Annotated in this window: 17 protein-coding genes; 4 read left to right on the top strand and 13 right to left on the bottom strand. The window is 59.7% G+C overall.

Annotated elements, in window-relative coordinates:
* Positions 1-14 precede the first annotated feature (14 nt).
* Positions 15-1,451, top strand: coding sequence for a cytochrome-c peroxidase (locus DLM46_RS14575; protein WP_115101448.1), 1,437 nt, complete (start codon positions 15-17; stop codon positions 1,449-1,451).
* A 130-nt stretch (positions 1,452-1,581) separates the two neighbouring features.
* Here DLM46_RS14575 and DLM46_RS14570 read toward each other — a convergent pair whose 3' ends face one another.
* On the bottom strand, positions 1,582-2,055 hold the full coding sequence (locus tag DLM46_RS14570) for a hypothetical protein (protein ID WP_115101447.1): 474 nt from the start codon (positions 2,053-2,055) through the stop codon (positions 1,582-1,584).
* A gap of 951 nt (positions 2,056-3,006) precedes the next feature.
* A complete protein-coding gene (locus DLM46_RS14560; protein ID WP_115101446.1) occupies positions 3,007-3,279 on the bottom strand; it encodes a DUF1488 family protein in 273 nt (90 codons plus the stop codon).
* Positions 3,280-3,480: 201 nt separating this feature from the next.
* Between DLM46_RS14560 and DLM46_RS14550 the strand changes: the two genes are divergently transcribed.
* Positions 3,481-3,831, top strand: a complete 351-nt coding sequence (locus tag DLM46_RS14550) for a DOPA 4,5-dioxygenase family protein (RefSeq protein ID WP_115101445.1) — start codon at positions 3,481-3,483, stop codon at positions 3,829-3,831.
* Between the two features lie 25 nt (positions 3,832-3,856).
* Here the strand turns inward: DLM46_RS14550 and DLM46_RS14545 are convergent, their stop codons facing one another.
* From DLM46_RS14545 to DLM46_RS14500, 8 genes are all read right to left on the bottom strand, one after another.
* A complete protein-coding gene (locus DLM46_RS14545; RefSeq protein ID WP_115101444.1) occupies positions 3,857-4,168 on the bottom strand; it encodes a high-potential iron-sulfur protein in 312 nt (103 codons plus the stop codon).
* Positions 4,169-4,481: 313 nt separating this feature from the next.
* Positions 4,482-5,282, bottom strand: coding sequence for an ROK family protein (locus tag DLM46_RS14535; protein WP_115101442.1), 801 nt, complete (start codon positions 5,280-5,282; stop codon positions 4,482-4,484).
* Between the two features lie 176 nt (positions 5,283-5,458).
* On the bottom strand, positions 5,459-8,224 hold the full coding sequence (locus DLM46_RS14530) for an MGH1-like glycoside hydrolase domain-containing protein (protein WP_115101441.1): 2,766 nt from the start codon (positions 8,222-8,224) through the stop codon (positions 5,459-5,461).
* Between the two features lie 51 nt (positions 8,225-8,275).
* Positions 8,276-10,351, bottom strand: a complete 2,076-nt coding sequence (locus DLM46_RS14525) for an amylo-alpha-1,6-glucosidase (RefSeq protein ID WP_115101440.1) — start codon at positions 10,349-10,351, stop codon at positions 8,276-8,278.
* Between the two features lie 381 nt (positions 10,352-10,732).
* A complete protein-coding gene (locus tag DLM46_RS40285) occupies positions 10,733-11,119 on the bottom strand; it encodes a hypothetical protein (RefSeq protein ID WP_244306204.1) in 387 nt (128 codons plus the stop codon).
* 87 nt (positions 11,120-11,206) lie between these two features.
* Positions 11,207-11,626: a DUF1801 domain-containing protein gene (locus tag DLM46_RS14510; protein ID WP_115101537.1), complete on the bottom strand. Its 420-nt coding sequence runs from the start codon at positions 11,624-11,626 to the stop codon at positions 11,207-11,209.
* A gap of 242 nt (positions 11,627-11,868) precedes the next feature.
* Positions 11,869-12,984, bottom strand: a complete 1,116-nt coding sequence (locus tag DLM46_RS14505; RefSeq protein ID WP_115101536.1) for a succinylglutamate desuccinylase/aspartoacylase family protein — start codon at positions 12,982-12,984, stop codon at positions 11,869-11,871.
* Positions 12,985-13,096: 112 nt separating this feature from the next.
* Positions 13,097-13,369: a hypothetical protein gene (locus tag DLM46_RS14500; RefSeq protein WP_133300339.1), complete on the bottom strand. Its 273-nt coding sequence runs from the start codon at positions 13,367-13,369 to the stop codon at positions 13,097-13,099.
* A gap of 148 nt (positions 13,370-13,517) precedes the next feature.
* Between DLM46_RS14500 and DLM46_RS14495 the strand changes: the two genes are divergently transcribed.
* Together DLM46_RS14495 and DLM46_RS14490 are read left to right on the top strand one after the other, a co-directional pair.
* Complete coding sequence (locus DLM46_RS14495; protein WP_208866275.1) at positions 13,518-14,396, top strand: cyanophycinase; 879 nt, start codon at positions 13,518-13,520, stop codon at positions 14,394-14,396.
* 231 nt (positions 14,397-14,627) lie between these two features.
* Entirely contained in the window at positions 14,628-15,452 is an 825-nt protein-coding gene (locus tag DLM46_RS14490; RefSeq protein ID WP_115101436.1) for a cyanophycinase, read from the top strand.
* A 125-nt stretch (positions 15,453-15,577) separates the two neighbouring features.
* Here DLM46_RS14490 and DLM46_RS14485 read toward each other — a convergent pair whose 3' ends face one another.
* From DLM46_RS14485 to cphA, 3 genes are all read right to left on the bottom strand, one after another.
* A complete protein-coding gene (locus DLM46_RS14485; protein WP_115101435.1) occupies positions 15,578-17,287 on the bottom strand; it encodes a transglutaminase-like domain-containing protein in 1,710 nt (569 codons plus the stop codon).
* A 146-nt stretch (positions 17,288-17,433) separates the two neighbouring features.
* Entirely contained in the window at positions 17,434-17,742 is a 309-nt protein-coding gene (locus DLM46_RS14480) for a hypothetical protein (RefSeq protein ID WP_115101434.1), read from the bottom strand.
* A gap of 126 nt (positions 17,743-17,868) precedes the next feature.
* Entirely contained in the window at positions 17,869-20,658 is a 2,790-nt protein-coding gene (gene cphA / locus DLM46_RS14475; protein ID WP_115101433.1) for a cyanophycin synthetase, read from the bottom strand.
* Positions 20,659-20,761 lie beyond the last annotated feature (103 nt).

Genomic DNA, 20,761 nt, shown 5'->3' with positions numbered 1-20,761 from the left:
TGTTTTTAGCTCCCATGCCCGCTTCCGCCGCTCCTCCCGTCGAATCTCCTCCTACCCGGAATCAGCCGAGGTACAGCGCGCGCCGCATTCTGATGCTGCTCGCCGCCGCCGTGCCGATCGCGCTGATCGGCTTCTGTGCATGGGCGCTGGCATACCCGTCGCGAGTTCCGGCAGCCGTCGGCGCCCTCGTCGAAGACCTCACGGGGGCGAACGCCAATCCCATCGCGCTTCAGCGTCCGGTTGCTCCGGCTCAGCTCAGCGCAGTGGCGCAGCTCGGCAAGAAGATATTTTTCGACCCGACGCTCTCCGCGTCCGGTCGCCAGTCATGCGCGTCGTGCCATAGCCCGGCGCACGCGTACGCGCCGGCGAACAATCTGGCCGTTCAGTTGGGCGGGCCCGATCTGACGCAGCAAGGCTACCGGCCGCCGCAGTCGCTCATGTACCTCTACCGGCAGCCTAATTTCAGCATCGGCCCGGATAGCGGCGACGCGGACAATGCCCCCGATCTCGCGCAGATCGCGGCTCAGGCGGCGGGCGTGGACAAGGCCCAGAAGAACGCGGGTGTGGCGCCCGCCGCACCGGCGATGGTCCCGCAAGGCGGCATGTTCTGGGACGGCCGCGCCGACACGCTCCAGGCACAGGCATCCGGTCCGATGCTGAACCCGGTCGAGATGGCGAATGCGAGCATGGCCGACGTCCTGGCGAAGCTCGAGCGCACGCCGTACCGGAACGACTTCATCCAGCTATTCGGTCCGAACGTTTTCGAAAACATGAACCTCGCCATGTCGGAGGCCATGTTCGCGATTGCACGCTACCAGGTGGAAGAGCAATCGTTTCATCCCTACACCAGCAAATACGACTATTGGCTGGAAGGGAAAGCGCGGCTCAGTCAGGCGGAACTGCACGGGCTGCGTCTGTTCAACGACCCGAAGAAGGCGAACTGTGCGGGGTGCCATCTTTCGAAGCCGGGTTCCGACGGCCTGCCGCCGATGTTGACGGACTACCAGTACGAGGCGCTCGGTGTACCGCGCAATGCGAGCCTTGCCGCCAACCGCGACCACCGTTTCTTCGACATGGGTATCTGCGGGCCCTTCCGGACCGACCTGAAGGACCAGACGCAGTATTGCGGGATGTTCCTCACGCCGACTCTGCGCAACGTTGCCACGCGTCAGGTGTTTTTCCACAACGGCGTTTATCGGTCGCTCGAGGACGTCATGGTGTTCTACAACGAACGCAATACCGCCCCGCAGAAGTTCTATCCGCGCGGCCCCGATGGAAAGATCCAGAAGTACGATGATCTGCCGGCGAAGTACCAGGCGAACATCGACGACAAGGACGCGCCGTTCGACCGAAAATTCGGCGACAAACCCGCGATGAGCGATGACGACATGCGCGACATCATCGCGTTCCTGAAGACGCTGAACGATGGGTACAAGGTTAGCGCGCGCTGAGTGACGGCGGCTTATTCCGTTCCGGAGTCAAAAAAACGCCCCAAAGGCTGGACCGGTGTCCAACTTTTGGGGTGCAGCTCATGTAGGGCGTTTTTTGACTCCAGGTTCTACGGAGCGAAGAGCCGTTCGGTTAGACCGCCGCCTCGGCAGTCGTCTGGATCTGCGCCGCCCTCATTAGCCCTTCGATCATTTTCGCTTCCGCGTTCGCGATGTCGCTCAACGATGCGACGGACAATTGCCCGTCCAGAATCGCCAGCGCCGCGCAAAGGTGGAAATACTCGCTTTCTTCGAGTGCCCAGACGCCATCGCGATGCTCGCGGGCGTCGATCTCGACCATCGCCGCGTGTGCGCTTTCAATGTCGGCGAGCATGTCCGCCCCGAGCCCGAGACGGGAAAGTTCTTGCGACACAAGCAAATGCCGGCTCAACGTCAGGTGCAGATTCCGCGAACCGTGGCCGTGCCGGAATGCATCGAGAGCGGTGTAGCACTGCAAAAGCATCGCTTCAGTGACAGGCTCGTGCGCGGTGCGGCTATAGGTAAGCGCGCGCAACAGCGGCGACATTGCGGGCTGACTGTGCTTGCGGAATCGCGATTTGCTGGACATATCGGTTCAAACTCCTTCGCTAACTCTCGGCTTTGCCACCAGAATTCTGCTGTCCGGTGGCAAACTCCGCCGATGCGCCGGCGGCCTGACAGACTCGGAATGTGAATCTGTGCCGTCATCATGGCAAGCAACTATTAAGACAGACTTAAACGAACTTAAGACAGACTTAAACGAACGAAAGTCGCCACGTGCTGCATGGACGAAAAAAAACCCTGTTCCGCGAGGGAACAGGGCCGGACAGGATGGAGGAGCCGTGCAGGCGCGTGGATGCTTGCCGACCGATACCCACCACTAACTAACAATGCTGTTGCTACGTGAACTGTTACTCGAATTGCTACTGCGTGAACTGCTACTCGAACTGCTACCGCGTGGACTGCTACTCGAACTGCTACTGCGTGAACTGCTAGTCGAACTGCTACTGCGTGAGCTGCTACTCGAACTGCTACTGCATGAACTGCTACTCGAATTGCTACTGCATCGCAGCTCGGTCCCTCATATTGCTGCACCTCGCTGCAATCCCCTGCTGCTTTCAGCGCATATGAATCGACTGCGCGCTGTTCCAATCGTTTCTACTTCCTACTGCTTTGCTGCCCTGCCGCTTTCGACAACCGCGGCAAACTGCCATCAACGGTACGGTTCAAAACAACGCGGGGGAAGACCGCGTCGATGGGCTCGATGACTTGTCGCTCCATGGAAACCAGTTTATGCGAGTGAGCGTGAAAGCAATTGGGCGAAACGAGGGGAATTGGCGGTCCAGTTTGGCGAATCGCTGGAGGACGGCGATCTGGACCCAAGGGGCCCTAAATAATGGCCTGCGCTCTGGCGGAGGAAGCGCTGTAAAAAAACGACGGTGCGACCACCGCCGATCGCGCTCTTATACGGTCTGGCTGCATGCATGTGAACGGCGCCGAAGCGTCAAATCCGCTTAACCCTGTCGCTCAACCCCGCCGCTCACCCCCGCGCGGCAAAATCACCGGTCGTCAGCACTATCTTCTCGCCCGGCCGCGCCAGCATCTTTCTCTCGGCCAACGCGGTAATGCGCTTGCGGCCATCCGCGAATGTCTTCAGTACGCGCTCTTCGTCGGCGTCGCCTTGCAGCCAGAAATGCTGTTCCAACGCCTCGCGCGTGACGGCGCACTCGAGATCCCGCCCGCGCGCCGAAAGCAGGAAAACCACGGTGCGCCCATCGGCTGAGACGCTGGGTTCAAGCTCGACAATCTCCATTGGCCCACCTTGCAAAGTTTAATTAGCCGCTCGATGTCTCGTGCACACCCTGTTTGACAGAAGCGCCTGTATGAACGCCTTGGCTTCGAGACCGTCGATGAAGACGAAAGACAGTTTCACATGAGGCGTGCGCCGCGCGCGTCAACGGAAATTCAAGCAGAATGAATGTCCGATAAAGACTGGTATGCACCGGACCCCGCTATGACCTTTCGCGACACCTCAGCTATCGAGAGTTGGCACGCCCACATCTATTTCGACGCAAAGAGCCGCGACGCCGCGTGGGCTTTTCGCGAGCAGATCGACGCGCTTTGGAACGGCAAGCTGAAATTGGGGCGCTTTCACGAGCGGCCGGTCGGGCCGCATCCGATGTGGTCGTATCAGCTTGCGTTCGGCCACGAGCAGTTCGCCGAACTGGTCGGCTGGCTCACGCTGAATCACGGCGCGCTCGATATTTTTCTGCACCCGAACACAGGCGACGCACTACGCGATCATCGCGACGCGGCAGTGTGGATCGGCCATTCGCACCAACTGGTGCTGGACGCATTGAAATGAGATGCGCGCGCGGCGCGCATTCACATCAGATGTTTGAATACGAACTGCACCAGCCGCGCGCGGCGACCTGCTTGTCGCCGAACAGCGTGCAGCCGCCATACGCGTCCGTCGCTTTACCCTGGAACAGCGAGCAGTTGCCGCATGTTTGTCCTGCTGTGTAGTTAGGGAATTTCGCCTTGTCGACCTTGGAAGCGTCCTCTTTATAGCCGACGGCTTGTGCCTTCGGATCGGCTTCGCTGAGCTTGCCGGCTGAGTCGGCGAACGCTGCACGGGACAGCACCAGCGATGAACCGACGCCCACACTCAGCATCAGAAAGTTTCGGCGCGATGTTTTCATGATGGTCCGATAGAAAAATGGCTACGAGTGTCTGCGGGCGACGGCAAGCGGCAACGCTCGTCAATCGAGGAATCGGCTAAAACGTTCGACTGGCTCGCGCTCGCTGCGCAACGTGTCGAGCAGCGAGCTTTCGTCTGCGACAACGGACGTGTTGGCGGTCTGCGACGATTCTAGCGCGATACATCGGTTTCTCGCTTGCAGGCATACAGGCTTACTGCCATGCCCGACGTGCCCGCCTGTCCCTTCGATCCGCGGCGGGCCATGCTGTAAGACGCAGCTTGACGATGCCGCAGCGACACAGTCAGCAACGCCGTCACTTGAACGCGCCAGTCCGTTGATTGGCCTGCGGCAACTGCCGCGTCTCGCGCACCGACTTCGGATGCCATAACCGCGCGCCGCCCTCGATACCCGCATCGTTCGAAACCGTCGCGACGTTGGCCGGCAAATCGATCTTCAGCCGCGCGGCGTTGCCGCCGCCGATCCAAAGCTTGTCGTAATTCACCAGCGAAGCAAGAATGCCGATCACCTTCCCGACGCGGCGATTCCAGCGCTTATTCCCCGCCTTCTCGCGCGCCGCCTCGCCGATGTACTCGTCATACGCCAAGCCCTTCCTGCTCACCGGATGATGGGCAAGCTCCAGGTGAGGCATCAACTCGCCGTCGCGAAAGAGCGCCGTACCCGCGCCGGTGCCGAGCGTCAGCACGAACTCGAGGCCGCGGCCTTCAATCGCGGCGAACCCTTGCACCTCGGCATCGTTGATCATTCGTACCCGCAAACCGCCCAGGCGCTGCGCCAGCGAATCGGCCAGCGGAAAGTCGTGCCAGCCTTCAACGCCGAAGTGCGGCGCGGTCAAAATGCGGTTGTCGCGCACCACGCCCGGAAAGCCGATCGACATCAGCGTAGGCGGCTCCTTCTCGACAAGCGGCTCCACCAGCTGCACCAACGCATCCACCAGCTGATCCGGCGTGCACGGATGCGGCGTCGCCACTCGCAAGCGCTCGGTTTTCATCTGTCCATCAGCGCCGATGATCGCGGCCTTCAGCCCGGTTCCGCCGACGTCGATCGCCAGAATCCGCTCAGCGCCGCTAGTCACTTTCTTTTTGCGTGTTGCCATAACGTCCCCCGAATGGGTTGCCGCGTCTCATGGAGTGACTTCTTCTCGACTGCATTCCTTTGCAAAGGCCGGCATGCAGGTCAGTTGCTTGCGAGCAGCGCGTCCGCTTGCGCGTTTTCTTGCGCGTTTTCTTGCGCGTTTGCTTGCGCGTTTGCTTGCGCGTTTGCTTGCATTAGCTACTTCGCCGCCGCGGTGGCCAGCGCAGGCTCCGGCGTGCGTCCCGCCGCTGGAGCCGGTTCCGGTTCGCCCGGCAGCGGCACGTTGCCCGACGTGGCCATCGCTCGCGGTTGCAGCAGCAAGGCGACCAGGCCGCTCCAGCCGGTTTGATGCGAAGCGCCTACGCCGCGCCCGTTGTCGCCGTGGAAATACTCGTGGAACAGCACGAGATCGCGCGAACGCGGGTCGGCCTGCAAGAGCGGATACGCGCCCATCACCGGCCGCTCGCCGTCCTTGTCCTTGAGAAACAGCGTGGTCGCGCGGCGCGCCAGTTCGTCGCCGATCTCGCACAGCGAGAACTTCTGGCCTGAGCCGGTCGGATACTCGACGCGAAAATCGTCTCCGTAGTAGCGATGAAATTCGTACAACGACTCGATCAGCAGGTAGTTCACCGGCATCCACACCGGCCCCCGCCAGTTCGAGTTACCGCCGAACACGCGCGAATCCGATTCGGCCGGCAGGTACTTGACGCTGAAGCTCTCGCCGTTGTGGCTGAACACGAACGGTTGATCGCGATGCACGCGCGACAGCGCCCGCACGCCGTGATCGGAGAGGAATTCGCTTTCGTCGAGCGCACGGCGCAGCAGTGCTTTCATTCGATGCCCGCGCAACACCGAGAGCAGCAGGCTATTACCTTTGCCGGGTTCGTTCCAGCGCGATACCAGCTTCGCCAGATCGGGCCGATGCTCGAGGAACCAGACGAGCCGCTCGCGCAACGACGGCAAGCCGCCATGCAGGCGCTCTTCGAGCACATGGACCGCGAACAGCGGAATCAGGCCGACTATCGAGCGCAACCGCATCGGTATGTTGCCGCCGTCGGGCAAGCGCAGCTTGTCATAGAAGAATTCGTCCTCGCCGTCCCATAGGCCGGTATCGCAACCGTCGTCGCAACTGACGGCTTGAGCGATATACAGGAAGTGCTCGAAAAACTTCACGCCGATATCGACGAATACATGGTTCGCAAACGCGAGCTCGAGTGCAATGCGCATCAGGTCGAGCGCATACGCGGCCATCCATGCGGTGCCGTCGGCCTGGTCGATGTGCCCGCCGGTCGGCAGCGGCGACGAGCGATCGAAGATGCCGATATTGTCGAGCCCGAGAAAACCGCCCTGAAAAATATTGCGGTCGTCGGCGTCCTTACGGTTCACCCACCAGGAGAAATTCAGCAAGAGCTTGTGAAAGACGAGTTCGAGAAAGTCGCGATCCGCTTTGCCGGTCAGCGCGCGGTCGATTTCATAGACGCGCCACGCGGCCCACGCATGCACCGGCGGATTCGCATCGCCGAACGCCCATTCGTACGCGGGCAACTGGCCGTTCGGATGCTGATAGCGATCTTTCACGAGCAGCAGCAATTGCCGCTTCGCAAACGCCGGATCGATCAGCGCGAACGCGGCCGCTTGAAACGCCAGGTCCCACGACGCGTACCACGGGTATTCCCACTTGTCGGGCATCGACACAATGTCCGCGTTGCACAGATGCTGCCACTCCGAGTTGCGGCCCTGCTTGCGGCTCCCGGGCGGTTTGGGTTGCAGCGGATCGCCTTCGAGCCAGCGATGCACGTCGAACTGGTAATACTGCTTGGACCACAGCATCCCCGCCAGCGCCTGACGCTGCACGAGGCGCGCGTCGGGATCGCCGATTTCATGCTGCAGCGCGCCATAGAATTCGTCTGCCTCGGCGATCCGGCGAGCGAACACCGCGTCGGCGTCGAGCAACACGTCATCCGGGGACGACTGGGGACGCCAGCGCAGATACACCACGGCACGGCCGTGCGGCGCGAGTTCGAGCGGCGCGTGCGCGGCGGCCTTGGTGCCGGCATCGTGGCGCACCGCTTGCGTGTCGCCGTGCACGAGGTAGTCGTTGAAGCCGTCTTTGAACGGGCCCGCGCCGTCCATGTTGTACAAGCGCTTGACGTTGGTGTCGTTCTCGCAGAAAAGCCACGTCGGCTGTGGCGCGTCCTTCGACCACGCCGTCACGACGATCGGCTCATGACCATGCTGACGGCCGACCAGATGCGCTTCTCCGTCGTGGTCTGCGCCCGCAACCAGCGAAGGCTTGTCCTTGTTTTCCTTCCACGACCACGAATTGCGCGCCCAGATCTGCGGCAGCACGTCGAGCGCCGCCGCCTGGTCCGCGCGATTCTCGATCGTCACGCGCATCAGGATATCGTCGGGTGCGTGTTTTGCGTACTCGACCTGCACGTCGAAATAGCGCGAATCGTCGAACACACCGGTATCGAGGATTTCGTACTCCGGCATGTCGGCGCCGCGCCGCGCGTTTTCCTGAACCAGATCGTCGTAGGGAAAGGCGGCGTGGGGGTATTTGTAGAGCATCCGCATATACGAATGCGTGGGCGTGCCGTCGAGGTAGAAGTACAACTCCTTCACGTCCTCGCCGTGATTGCCCTGCGCATTGGTGAGTCCGAACAGACGCTCCTTCAGGATCGGATCCTTGCGGTTCCACAGCGCGAGCGAGACGCACCAGCTGAGCTTGTCGTCGCCGAAACCGGCGATGCCGTCTTCACCCCAACGGTAGGCGCGGCTGCGCGCGTGGTCGTGCGGAAAGTAGTCCCATGCGGTGCCGTTCGCGCTGTAATCCTCCCGCACCGTGCCCCACTGACGCTCGCTGAGATAGGGCCCCCAGCGTTGCCAGTGGGCACAATCGGCCGAATGCAGGCGTGAACCTTCAGTAGTGGCGAGCAAATTGGCAGCGCGCAGTGGTGGCATGAATGCGTCCTTGCGTCGAGCTTGGCGGCAGGTTTCACATCGTAGCGCGGTTTAGACGGCGATGGGTTCCAACTGGGCAAGCAGATTTTCGATGCGCAGCAACTCGCCCAGCGACCACGCCTGAAACGGCGTGCCGGCGGGTGTGTGCGGCGCGTCGCCGTCGGCGATTTCGCAGAGGTGGTCGAGGCCGGCGTGGTCGAGATGCGCGTAGAGCGGGTCGAGAAAGCGCGCTTTGACTTGAGCGCGGGCATCGGGCTCGGTCGCGTGAACCCGCAGCCACGCTTCGACAAACGGGCCGAGCAACCACGGCCAAACCGTACCTTGATGGTAGGCGCCGTCGCGCTCCAACGGAGTACCGGCGTAGTGCCCACGATAGGCGGGATCGGACGGTGCGAGTGTTCTCAGACCTAACGGCGTAAGCAGTTGCGTTTCGACCTGATCGACCACCGCGCGCGCCGCCGCGCCGTCGAGTAACGGAAACGGCAGGCCGCCTGCCGCAAAGATCTGATTCGGCCGGATCGAGCGATCGACAGCGCCTTTGACGTGGTCGACGTCGACGTTATCGAAAAGCGCTTGGGTCGATGGGTCAACAAAGCGTTCGTGAAACGCCTGCGACGCTCGCTCGGCTGGCTGCCGCCATTGCGGATTCCACATTGCTGCAATGCGCAACGCGTTGATCCATAGCGCTTGCACTTCCACCGGTTTGCCGATGCGCGGCGTGACCACCCAGTCGCCAACCTTCGCGTCCATCCACGTAAGTTGCACGCCGCGCACGCCCGCACTCAGAAGACCGTCGTCAGAAGACGCTTTGATCCCGAAGCGCGTGCCGTTCGTGTAGCCCGTGAGGATCGCTTCTACTGCCTGCTGCAGGCGCGTGCGTGTGGCTGTGGTGGCGTGACGGGTCGCCAGATAGTCGTGCACTGCGATGGCGAACCACAACGACGCATCGACGGAGTTGTATTCCGGTGTGTCGCCATAGTCGGGGAAGCGGTTCGGCAGCATGCCTTCGGATAACGTGCCGGTCCATTCGAGCAAGATTGCGGCCGCGTCGTCGTAACGGCCCGATGCGATCAGCAAGCCGCGCATGGCGATGAACGTATCGCGGCCCCAATCGGTAAACCACGGAAAGCCTGCGACGATCGTACGGCCTTCGTTGCGTGTGACGATGTAGGCATCGGCGGAGCGCTGGAGACGGGAGCCCAGTGCGAGACGGCGTCGCCGTTCGATGGCGGCGAGTTCCGCGGCGCGGGCCGCGGCGGGTTGTGTGCTTGGGGTCTGTGCCGAGGCCACGGCCGATGCCGATGCTGATGCTGATGCCGATGCCGATGCCGATGCCGATGCCGATGCCGATGCCGATGCCGATGCTGATGCTGATGCTGATGCTGATGCTGATGCGCTCAGGATCATCACCGCTTCGCCATCGGCGAGATTGAAGCTGAATACGCCAGGGGTCGCGAGATCCTCGCTGAAGTCGAGACCACGCTCGCGCTCGCGGACGTAGCAGAAGTTTCGATACCAGTCGGGTGCGTGCGTGTAGGCGCCGTTCGTTACGGCGTCAATGACGGGCAAGTCGCCGTAGGGTTGCCAACTGACGCACGCTTGCTCGCCGCTCGTTTGCGCATTGAAGTTGAACGCGGGATTTTCATGATGCAGCGCATGATAGCCGCGGCCGGAAAGCAACGGCCGCACTTTCAACGTGAACGCGCTCGATTGAACGGCCGCGTCGGCGCCCTCAAGTCGCCAAAGCAAAACCGTTTCGCACGTCGTCTTGCTGACGAAGACTTCGGCCGTCAGTTGCGTTTGCTCATCGAGGTGAAAACGCCACGTCGGCCACGGCTGTGTATCGAAATCCAACAGGCTCGCGGTGAGGTCCGGATAGATCACGTCCGGCACATAGCGCTGCATGCTCAACGGATAGCGCTTGCCGTTCGCTTCGAGCCACACCTCGACACCGTTGACGAGCACGACGCGCCCGCCCGGGGCACGTGTGGCGGTCAGCAGCAACGCATGATAGCGGCGCGTGCGCATCGTGCCGACGGTGCCTGACGCGAAACCGCCAAAGCCGTCCGCTTCGAGCCATTCGTCTTCGAGACGCGTGATGTCAAAGGGCCTGTCGATGCGTGTCATGGATGTACCGTAGTGTGCAAAGCCGCTGATCTTTCGGTGTGCGCCGTACACAACTCAGCACAATCGTTCACACAGCTCCAAATATGGATAACCGTAACCTAAAGCTGTCCATGCCGCTTGAGGTACGACGGCGGGACGCGGTGCTTCGACCTAGCGACGACGAGCGGCGTGGACGCGTTGGAAGTGTTCGGCCCGAACGGTTTTGTGCGTAAGTTCGCGGGTAACGTAAAACAGACTGCTTCGCAGGCGTCGCAGATTGGCGGCAGGCATGGCAGCGAGTGCAACCGCGAACTGTTCTAGGCTATAGCGCTCAATACTAGCCACACCTTGCCAAGACAAAAAAGCGCGATTGCTCGCGCTTTTTTGTCACGAACGCAAACTTCAATCGTTTATGCCGCTCACGCGTTGGCCCTTCGGAACCAGGTCGGGGTGTTTCTTATATATTGGTATGAGCGCTTCCTCAAATACTTTGTACATCACCTCTCCCATAGCCATCTTGAACCTCTCAATTTCCTCGACGGAGCAATGCTGCTGAACGAAAATTATCGAATCATCTATCGATGCGTTTATCTTCAGCATTCGGTTGCTTACTTCCAACGCCAAATCCCTATCTTCGATCATATTTCCACTCCTTGCTAATGTTCGGGTGGCCGCGTTGTTAAGCTGCGCCTGATTGAAGCTCGTAGGCGCGATGCCATCGCGATGGATGTTGCGAGCAGCGGCTAGTGCACGGGCCGCTGCTTGCACACCAAAGTAGTTGCTTGCCAAGCTAAGTTTCTTTCCGGGTAAGCGGCACTGCTCCCGCGGCGGCACACATCCGGGTCAGCGAGACACACGCGAGAACAAGCTATAGCTTTATGTCTCTTTACTTTTGCGCACTTTCGCTCGAGTACCCGCAGACGCTTTCTTCTTCAATTTGCTCTGGTTGTACTCAATAGCGGCACGGATGAGATTTTTTAGAGCACGCTCATTAATCTTATCGCCCTCGAAAAAATCGATCGCTCGTCTTGCGTTGCCTTCGAGGCCCGCGTTGAAGAGCTGGTCCGGATCCGGGAGGCTCGCCCCATAAGCGAAGGTCAGCTTCACCTTCTCTTTGTGAGCGTTGGCGACCGCGATTATCCCATCGCGAGACCATACCGGGCTTCCCATCCACTTCCATTCCTCGATTATTTCCCGGTCGGCCGCAAGGATGCTCTTGCGGATGCTGGCGAACGTTTTGCCGCGCCAGTCGGTGAGTTCTGCAATCAGATGGTCAATACGTTCCGATGGATTCATTGGATCTCCATGTTTCATGCGACCAAAATCGTAATGCAGCGACTACATTATTAAATGAGACTCCAGCAGCAAGAGACCGTAGACGGCCTTGGCTACTGCAATCGCCAGTATTCCCCAAAATGAAGACACCACTCCAGTCGTGAGCATCGCTATTCGTGGTCGGCGCAACAACCTGCTGCGGGCAGGCATCGTTTCGACAGATGCCTGGCTTTGAATTATGCCGGCATCAATAACAAACAACCTCAGGCCCCCAACAAAACCCCAGTCCTGAAAGCCCGCGTCCCAGTCACGCGTCCCAATGGCGCACCAGCCGTAACAAACCGAATAGCACGCCGCATATAAAACACGCCTTCGGTTTGACTACAGAGGGTTGTGGTCTCATCGGTCAACGGATCGACGATATCGAACAAAGCCTGCCCGACGCGAATCGTGTCTCCAATCGCCGCGCGATGAACGAGGATTCCACTAACAGGCGCATAAAACTGCTCACTGCCAGCGAGCGGCGTAGCAGGCGCCAGCAACTCGGGCAAAGGCTTGGCATCGAGCTTGACAGCCTTCCGCCAAACCAGAAAATCAACAATCGCGTCAGCGTCTTCCTGAGCTACAGAATAAGAAACATCCCGCTGCCCCCTGCATTCGACAGTCACAGCAATCGCCCCATTGGGCACCGGCTTATCGGCCGGCATTTCCTGCTGCAACTGCCACCACAACAAACTATGTGTCTCATCGAACGACTCCCCGCCTGAGTCAGTGGCCAGCAACGAAGCCTGTGCCCCGAGATACCGCGCCAGAGGTTCGAACTCCGGCCAGGCTGCTTCACTGGTATAGAGATGCATCGCCGCTTCCAACGAACAATGCAGATCGATAACGACATCTGCATCGAACGAAAGCTTCAGTAAAGCCAATTGCAATGACTCGAACTCGGTCAACGGCTTCTGCTGCGCAAGTTCCTGCGCGATCAACTCACGAACAATCCGCCGATTCTCCAAAGCATCAGAACCCAAAACATCCCTGGCTTTCGCCGCCAGCTGCGAGAACTGCAAGAAATGTCGATTGAAGTTCTTGCCGCTGCCAAGATCGAAGCGTCCCATAAACTGCCCGAGTACATACTGCCCAAGCCCGACCGGATTCGCGACCGGCACGACGACAATCTCAGCGGCCAAAGCACCCTGCCTCTCCAGTTCAAGCAAACGACGCTTGAGCAAGACAGTGGTCAGCATCGCAGGCGTTTCATCGGCGTGCAGCGACGACTGGATATAAACCTTCTGCGCGCTATTCGCGGGTCCAAAGTGAAATGAAACCAGTTCGCGGTGTGTGCCGATAGCCGGCGAGAGAAGCGGAATCGATTGCTTGTTCATGTGCGAAGCGTCTGTAGAAGAATAGGCGCTCAAGATTATCAGCGGGATTTTCATGAGCGAATGATGTGGGTTGGCGGATTGCTACAGCGCGATCCTATGCCGCCGCCGCGCTTCAAAGAAGCCCCAATCTGGCTACCATCGTAATCTGTACAGAAATTACGGGGATACCGACGTCGCGAAGCCAGTCGAACGGGCTCGTCACGATCACCTCGGTCTGGCCGGATGCGTAGGTCTGCAGCTTCTCCGCTGTCGTCGGGTGCAGTGGCACGATCCTCGACGTCCGGAACCTGGTCTCGAGGGTCACGATCCCCGGCGGATCGGCGTCGAGTTGCGCGCCAATGTCGCACCATATTGGTTCACGTATGCGCGAAATGTGTGCATACATGCTTCCCGCACCTCGTTGGTCTGAAGTCCCGGCGAGCTTCTTCTCATCGCGGCCCGCACAGCGCGCGCGTCCTTGTCGAGGAAACATTGGCGCGCTTTTTGCTGTTACGATGCTCATAGAGGGGCAGGTACAAATCTGGAAGGAGTGAATGATGCACCCGGGAAAATCGCTGAACGGCGCCGCGCGAGGCTTCATTATCCCCATTGGCGGCAAGGAAAATCGGGTCCAGAACCCGGTTATCCTGCGTCGTTTCGTCAAGCTTTGTGGTGGGTCACGCGCGCACATTGCAGTTATCCCGACGGCCTCTTCACTGGACGATACGGGGGATCTCTACGAGACTGTGTTCCGCGATCTCGGGGCTGACCGGGTCAGTATCCTGCCATTCAAGTCCCGCGCCGACTGCGAGTCCGACAAATATCTGAAGATGCTCGATCACGCTGACGGTGTCTTCATGACCGGGGGCGACCAGGTACGCCTCGCCGAGATGCTGATCGACACGTCGGCAGCGGACAAGCTGCGCCGCCGCAACGCACACGGCATGCACGTAGCAGGCACCTCCGCTGGAGCCTCCGCCATGTCCGCCGCGATGATCGCCGGCGGCAAGAGCGGTGCCACGCCTCGCGCCGGGATGGTCGATCTGGCGCCGGGCCTGGGTTTCATCAGCCGCTTTGTGATCGACCAGCACTTCAGCCAGCGCGATCGACTCGGGCGCCTGCTGGCGGCGGTGGCCTCGATCCCATTCGGGGCGGGCATCGGGCTGGATGAGGATACGGCCGCGTTCATCGGTCCAGACGACACGCTGGAGGTGGTCGGCACCGGTAGCGTCACCATCATCGACGGGTCGAATCTGCGCAATTCGGCTGCAAAGCCGGTTCGCCACGACGACCCGGTAGGACTGACAGGGGTACGTCTGCATATCCTCGTCGAAGGCAATACGTACGATCTCGCAACACACACCCTCTCAGGCGGTATCTTGTCCGCGAAAAGCAACGCCGCCGGCAAATTGACCGCCGCTGCCTTGACCTGACCGGTTAGAACGCAGAACCCGCTTCATTCACGAACCGGGCAGCGCGCGTCTGCCGCAATCCGCTTGCCGATATAATCGTACGAGGCACCAGCGACCGGGACGGCAGAAACCATGGACGCCAGCTGATGCGAGCCCGCCAGCAGCAGTGCTGCCAGTGGAACAAGCGGATCACGTGGTGGCTGCACGAGACCTGGGCTACTTCGCGATTTTGCACTCTACCCGGAGTGAAAGTTGAGTCGTGCAAAGGCGTCCACGGGAGGCACACGCGGTTTTATCGTCCCCATCGGCGGCGATGGAAGACGCATACGGAAGGCCTCCATCCTGCGCCGCTTCGTGCAGCTTTGCGGCGGCTCCCGTGCGCATATCGCCATCGTCGCCACGGTCTCCGAGATGCCCGACGCTGGCTATCGTTACGAACGAGCGTTCCGCGATCTGCGGGTTGATCGGGTCAGCCTCCTGAGATTTGGGACCCGAGCCGACTGCGAGTCGGAGCGGGACCTGGAAGTGCTCGATAGCGTCGACGGGATTTTCCTTATGGGGAGCGAGACGGTCCATCTTTCCGAGACCCTGGGCAACACTTCGGTGGCCCAGAAGATCCGCAACCGGAATGCACAGGGTATGCACGTGGCCGGCACCTCGACGGGAGCCGCGTTCCTGCCGGAGCAGATGATTGCGTCCGGACAGAGCGGCACGACGCCCCGCGCGGACATTGTCGAATTGGCGCCGGGCCTGGGCCTGATCGGGCAGTTGATCATCGATCAGCACTATCGTCACCAGGACCGGCTGGGGCGTCTACTGATGGCCCTGACTTACAACCCGCTAGCCATTGGTATCGGCCTGGATGAAGACACGGCTGCGTTTATTGGTCCGGACCACGGGCTGCAGGTGGTGGGCAGCGGCGGCATCACCATTGTGAACCCGTCCCAACTCCAGCACTCCGCGATCCATCCGGATCGGCGCCATGCGCCGGTCAGCGTGATCGGCCTGCACCTGGACATCCTTGTTGAGGGCGACCTGTATGATTTGGCGGCGCATAGGGCGACCATCAAGCGCTAATTCGGATTCGCGCCGGTAGGCTTGGGTTTTCTCAAGTCATCACGTGAGCCGCCTTGGCGACCTCGCGATCAAGCGTTGGGCTTCCCCCGACCGCCCAGTGCTCATGCGGCGCGGACCGCCGGACGTCAGTCAGGAAACGCTTCATCCAGCGATGCTTCCCGAAGCACCTCGATCTGGATGTCAGGTACAAAAAAGTCCGAATACATCAGATCGTTATCGACCTTTTCCCAGCAACCGGGCTTGCATATTTCGCACATCTTTTCTGTTCTGCTGTTTTCTATATAGATCCACGACAGCGCGCCAAAAAACCTTTCATGTCGTTCTGGCGCATTGTCCGATGAGCTTTCCATCGGTACCCACCCTAGCCCGGGCACATAGAACTCCACCCACGCATGGTCGTAATCCGGCGTACAGACCGAGTTGACCCGCGCATATCTCAGCTTATACTCGGGCACCTTGAAATCTCCAACTGGCCTGCATGCGACCCCGCAAAGCCGCATTAATCCTATTAACAGCTCCATGTACTTTCCGCAGGTCCCTTCGCCGTCTCTCAAGGTCTCGACGGGACTTGTGTACTGGTTGTTGTATCGGTACGCCAACCTGCTATAAACATATTCGCGCACGGCTTTCGCAATTTTGACCACATTACCGCGCTCGTTTTCGGGCAGAGCCGAGATCAGCTCGGCTGCAATGTCTCTTAATTCCAGCCGGTCCATATCATACCTGGACTCTTCTTTAAGAAAGCGTGTCTTGATATCGTCGGGGTAGGGCGCATCCGCGACATTCAGCTTGTATCGTATGCCGTACACTTCGATTACAGCACTATAGCCAAAGGAACGGCGCTCTTTATCAAGCTCGACGCCGGTCAGATCGAATTCCACGATCTCGTTGCCATTTTCGTCTTTTTTTAAAACGCCCGGAACGTCGCCAATAATCCTGATTGACTTGATCTTCTGTCTTCGCGTCTCGACTGGAATCGACAGCCTGACGCACATCTCGACACCACCGATTCTGTTCAAAACTTCACGGGCGGGCTTGAGCATTTCGGCATAAGTCAATTTCACTTCATACCCTCCCGAAAGGCCGAAACTCCCGATCTCACCAAGTTCTATTATTTTGTAGTCAAGCCTCTCTATAAAACCATCGGAGACATGCTTATTGAGTTTTATATTCGGACCACCACGTTTCCCCGATTCAGAACTCGCATCGTCGAAAACGTCCCAGCTATCCTGGTTGTAATATACATAGATGACGGGTTCTTCTTTATCTGACGTTTTAATGGAAGCGATTCCCGATGCCCCTTCATACGGTATGGTCAGCGACGCCAGATGAATTCCATCAAGGCTGTAGACATAAATGGCCTGGCTGGCGCCGTTCAGTATAAACAGGCGATCTCCATGCAAGGTAATATCGTTGACGCCATGACCTACCTCAGTCGCCTGTATTAAACCATCCTCATCCAGAATGAACAGGGCGCCACGTCTGTCGACCGCATAATACCGATCGTTTTTCCAGCACAGCCCAACCAGCTCCTCTGCTTGATCGATCGTAATGATGTCCATCGCGTCACGGACCGTTCCATTCTCTATCCCGACCGTGTAGATCCGATTGGAACGCGAATAATTGACGGTACCATCCGGCCGCATACAGAGTGCAGCCGATCCTTTGAACGCGTTGAAGCTCCTGAAATTGATAATCCCGTAAAAGAATCCCGTGCGAACGTCAATTTTGCCGAGCGCCCCAAGGTCCGGATCGACGACGAACAGCGCATCTTCCTCGTTGCTATCGACAGAGACGATATGCCTCGCAAAGAGAGGTTTTATCGGCGTGACCACAAATCCCCCTATCGTTCTGATTGACGAGGCACGGGCGGGACCGGTGCCTCGTCAAGTCAGGCGGGATGCGGCGCCCGAGGCCGCAACAGGGCTCCATTGAGCGTGCGCGCTGCGCCTGCTACGCGCAAGCAGGCGCAGCATGTCCGCTAATGCTCCCTACCCCTCGAGGCTTCCCGCTCCCGATCCCTCGAGGCGTCCCGGTCCCTGCCCCTCAAGGCCTCCTGCTCATTGCTTCCCAAGGCCTCCCGCTCACTGCCTCTCAAGGCTTCCTGAATAAAATCGGCATAGTCTGAGAGGTGCCTCAGATTGGAATCCAGAGAATTGCGCGACGACCCGCTCATCGCTTCGTGACGTATCAGGTCCAGCGCGACTTCGACGGCTATCCTCCGTTTCGAGGACGCATCGAGCCCGGCTTCGTTATCGTTGTAGAGAAGAAATCTCTGTCTCTCGTCCATTTTGGCTCTCCTAAGTCTTGACGCTCATGAAGGGTGTGCATTGGATGCTTCACCCGCCTTGTGGTCCTACTACCAGGTCGGCTTGCGACCGCCTGGGACCTCGCCGTTACCACGGCGAAAACTCATTCAGTCCTCGATCTCTCGCGCTAGCCGCACGCCGCGCTCGTCACGGATGATCTCCATGCTACTGTCCCATTCGAACCGGCCCAGATCGTCCAGACGGATCTTGACGGGCCCTGGTCTTCTCTCGGCCACATGCCCTGCTTGCCCATTGGGCCTGAAGCGCACAATCTGCTCCCAGGCACGCACGTAGTCTTCGCTCAACAGGAGGAGCAGATCGCCAGGGCCAGCCATCTCGAGCGCCGATTGATTCGCTGCCTGCTCATCGGCGATGACCTCGATCTGCTCTGCGCCGACCCCGTTCTCGCGCAGCGCGTAGCACAGCATTTCCGGCACTTCGAGGTGAGCCCGCCCACGCGAGTCGCAGTCCCGGTGGCAGATGTAATGCTCGAAGTGTCCGGCCGCAATACGCGCGATCTCCAGGACGTCCTCGTCACGGCGGTCGCCCGGGACCGTCAGCGAAATGATCTTCGCGCGCGCGGCGCCCAGCCGGTCTACAAAAGCGCACATCGTCTTCACGGCCGCCGGATTGTGCGCATAGTCCAGAATCACCCTGAACGGATGCTGATCATAGATGTTCATGCGGCCGGGGGTCTGCTGGAAGGTGTTTTCGAACGTGCGCAGGCCCAGGCGGATGCCCTCGAGATCGATCCCGAGACCGCGAGCGAGCGCCGCGGCGAACATCGCGTTCTGCACATTGTGCAAAGCGAGCCCTTGCACTGTGGCCGGAATCAGGTGCGTCCACAGCAACGGAAAACGGTGACCACCGTCCCACAGGGTGATCATGTGGCCGTTTATCTCTTCCTCCAGAATGACCGCCACCCCACCCGCCCGTATATGCTCATTGACCAGCGGGTGGGCAGGGTTCATGGTCACGTAGCCCAGGCGGTTTGCGTGGCTATGATCCGCCATCTTCAGACATAAGGGATCGTCAGCGTTGACGACAGCCATGTCCTTCGCCACTTCGATGACGATGCGCTTGACCTCGGCCATCTGCTCCACGGTCTCGACCCCACGCAGGCCCAGGTGATCGGCGGTCACGTTGAGGCAGCCCGCCACGTTGCACTCCGGATAGCCCAAACCACACCGCAGCAGGCCACCCCGGGCCGTCTCCAGTACGGCCGCGTCGACAGCGGAATCCGCGAGAATTATGCGCGCGGATGTCGCCCCGGTCATGTCGCCTTCCACAGTCAGCCGTCCGTCGATATAGACGCCATCGGTTGTACCCAGACCAACCGTGTAGCCCGCCAGCTTCATGATGTGGGCCAGCATGCGCGACGTGGTGGTCTTGCCGTTGGTGCCGGTAATGCTTGCAATGGGGACGGTCGTTGGAGCACCGGGTGGAAACAGCATGTCGATGATAGGCCCGGCCACGTCCCTGGGCGTGCCGTCGCTCGGCGCCAGATGCATCCGTAGACCCGGGCAGGCATTCACCTCGCAAATGGCGCCGCCAGTCTCACGATACGACGCGGAGATATCGGTGGTGATGAAATCAACACCACCGACGTCCAGGCCAATGGCCCTGATCGCCCGGACGGCCATTTCCCGGTTGTCCGGGTGCACGCTATCGGTGACGTCGATGGCGGTGCCACCGGTGGAGAGGTTGGCGGTGGCACACAAATAGACGGTCTCGCCCGGCTTGGGTACCGTCCCGGGACTAAAACCCTCGTCATCCAGGAAGTGTTTTGCCGCGCCGTCGAGCTCCACGCGAGTGAGCACGTTTTCATGCCCCACACCCCGGCGTGGATCCTTATTCATCTCTTCCACCAACTCCTCTACGGTGTGAACCCCATCGCCCATCACATGAGCGGGGATGCGTCTGGCAACCGCCAGCAATTCGCCATTGACCACCAGCATGCGGTGATCGGACCCCGGGATATAGCTTTCGACGAGCACCCGCCTGCTGTATTCTTGCGCCCTCTCAAAGGCGAGTTCCACCTGCTCTGGCCTTGTAAGCTTGATTGATATGCCTTGCCCGTGATTGCTGTCCAAGGGCTTGACCACGACCGGGTAGCCGATGCGTTCGGCGCTATCGACGGCGTCGCCGGCGTTATAGACCTTTCGTTGCCGCGGCACCGGAAGGCCCGCGTCATGCAGGGTCCGATTGGTCTCCTCCTTGTCCGATGCCTGGTCTACGGCGATCTGACGCGTCTCGCTGGTGAGCGTCGCCTTGATCCGTTTCTGGAAACGCCCGTAGCCGAGCAGTATCAGGCTCTCGCCGTTCAGGCGCGTACAAGGGATTGCACGCTTCCCAGCGGCGCTCACCAACGCGGCAGTGCTTGGCCCCACGTCGCGACTCCGCGCATAACGGATGAAATCATCCAGTTCATGCTCAAAATCGAAATCCTGTTCGGGATGCTGCTCCGGCTTCAATTCGTCAGGAAGAAGATGCTCGATCAAGGCAAGAGACAGGTTTCCGGCATGCCGACCGACATCTTCATCATGGTACTCATAGACTACGTCGTAGTGTCCCCGCGGCCCGGCTGCACGCGTCTTGCCAAAGCTCACGTCCGAACCCGCCACCTTCTGCAGTTCGATGGCTACGTGTTCCATCACGTGACCCAGCCAGGTTCCCTCGCCTTCCAACATGCGTCGCACGAACCCGCCGGCGGTATTGTACGAACAGCCATGCTGTTGAAGGCCGGGGAGATAGCCAAGCAGACGATCGATGAAGTCGTGGCCAAGCCGCATGGTTGGCCATTCCTCGAGCTTCCCCAGATCGACGGTGTACCGAATGACCGGGAAATGTGCATGAATATTAGGTCCTTGATAAGCGACGATTGACTTGATTTCCATCGAATGACCTCCTGAAGTTCTGATCTCAGGTAAGCCGCAACCCCTTCGGGCCATCGTAGAGAGGCACTAAACGGCATTCAAAATACGACGAATTGTCAGAACA

The organism is Paraburkholderia lacunae (genome assembly GCF_003353175.1).
Lineage (GTDB): Bacteria > Pseudomonadota > Gammaproteobacteria > Burkholderiales > Burkholderiaceae > Paraburkholderia > Paraburkholderia lacunae.
The sequence above is the reverse complement of the archived record's forward strand: the minus strand, read 5'-3'. Positions and strand labels throughout refer to the sequence as shown.

Bases quoted from the DNA above. Each gene is read 5' to 3' on its own strand.
- DLM46_RS14545 (WP_115101444.1), bottom strand. From the start codon at position 4,168: ATGAAAACATCGCGCCGAAACTTTCTGATGCTGAGTGTGGGCGTCGGT.
- DLM46_RS14550 (WP_115101445.1), top strand. From the start codon at position 3,481: ATGACCTTTCGCGACACCTCAGCTATCGAGAGTTGGCACGCCCACATC.
- DLM46_RS14480 (WP_115101434.1), bottom strand. From the start codon at position 17,742: ATGGACGAGAGACAGAGATTTCTTCTCTACAACGATAACGAAGCCGGG.
- DLM46_RS14510 (WP_115101537.1), bottom strand. From the start codon at position 11,626: ATGAATCCATCGGAACGTATTGACCATCTGATTGCAGAACTCACCGAC.
- DLM46_RS14535 (WP_115101442.1), bottom strand. From the start codon at position 5,282: ATGGCAACACGCAAAAAGAAAGTGACTAGCGGCGCTGAGCGGATTCTG.
- DLM46_RS14570 (WP_115101447.1), bottom strand. From the start codon at position 2,055: ATGTCCAGCAAATCGCGATTCCGCAAGCACAGTCAGCCCGCAATGTCG.
- DLM46_RS14495 (WP_208866275.1), top strand. From the start codon at position 13,518: ATGATGCACCCGGGAAAATCGCTGAACGGCGCCGCGCGAGGCTTCATT.
- DLM46_RS14530 (WP_115101441.1), bottom strand. From the start codon at position 8,224: ATGCCACCACTGCGCGCTGCCAATTTGCTCGCCACTACTGAAGGTTCA.
- DLM46_RS14505 (WP_115101536.1), bottom strand. From the start codon at position 12,984: ATGAACAAGCAATCGATTCCGCTTCTCTCGCCGGCTATCGGCACACAC.
- DLM46_RS14500 (WP_133300339.1), bottom strand. From the start codon at position 13,369: ATGTATGCACACATTTCGCGCATACGTGAACCAATATGGTGCGACATT.
- DLM46_RS14525 (WP_115101440.1), bottom strand. From the start codon at position 10,351: ATGACACGCATCGACAGGCCCTTTGACATCACGCGTCTCGAAGACGAA.
- cphA (WP_115101433.1), bottom strand. From the start codon at position 20,658: ATGGAAATCAAGTCAATCGTCGCTTATCAAGGACCTAATATTCATGCA.
- DLM46_RS14560 (WP_115101446.1), bottom strand. From the start codon at position 3,279: ATGGAGATTGTCGAGCTTGAACCCAGCGTCTCAGCCGATGGGCGCACC.
- DLM46_RS14575 (WP_115101448.1), top strand. From the start codon at position 15: ATGCCCGCTTCCGCCGCTCCTCCCGTCGAATCTCCTCCTACCCGGAAT.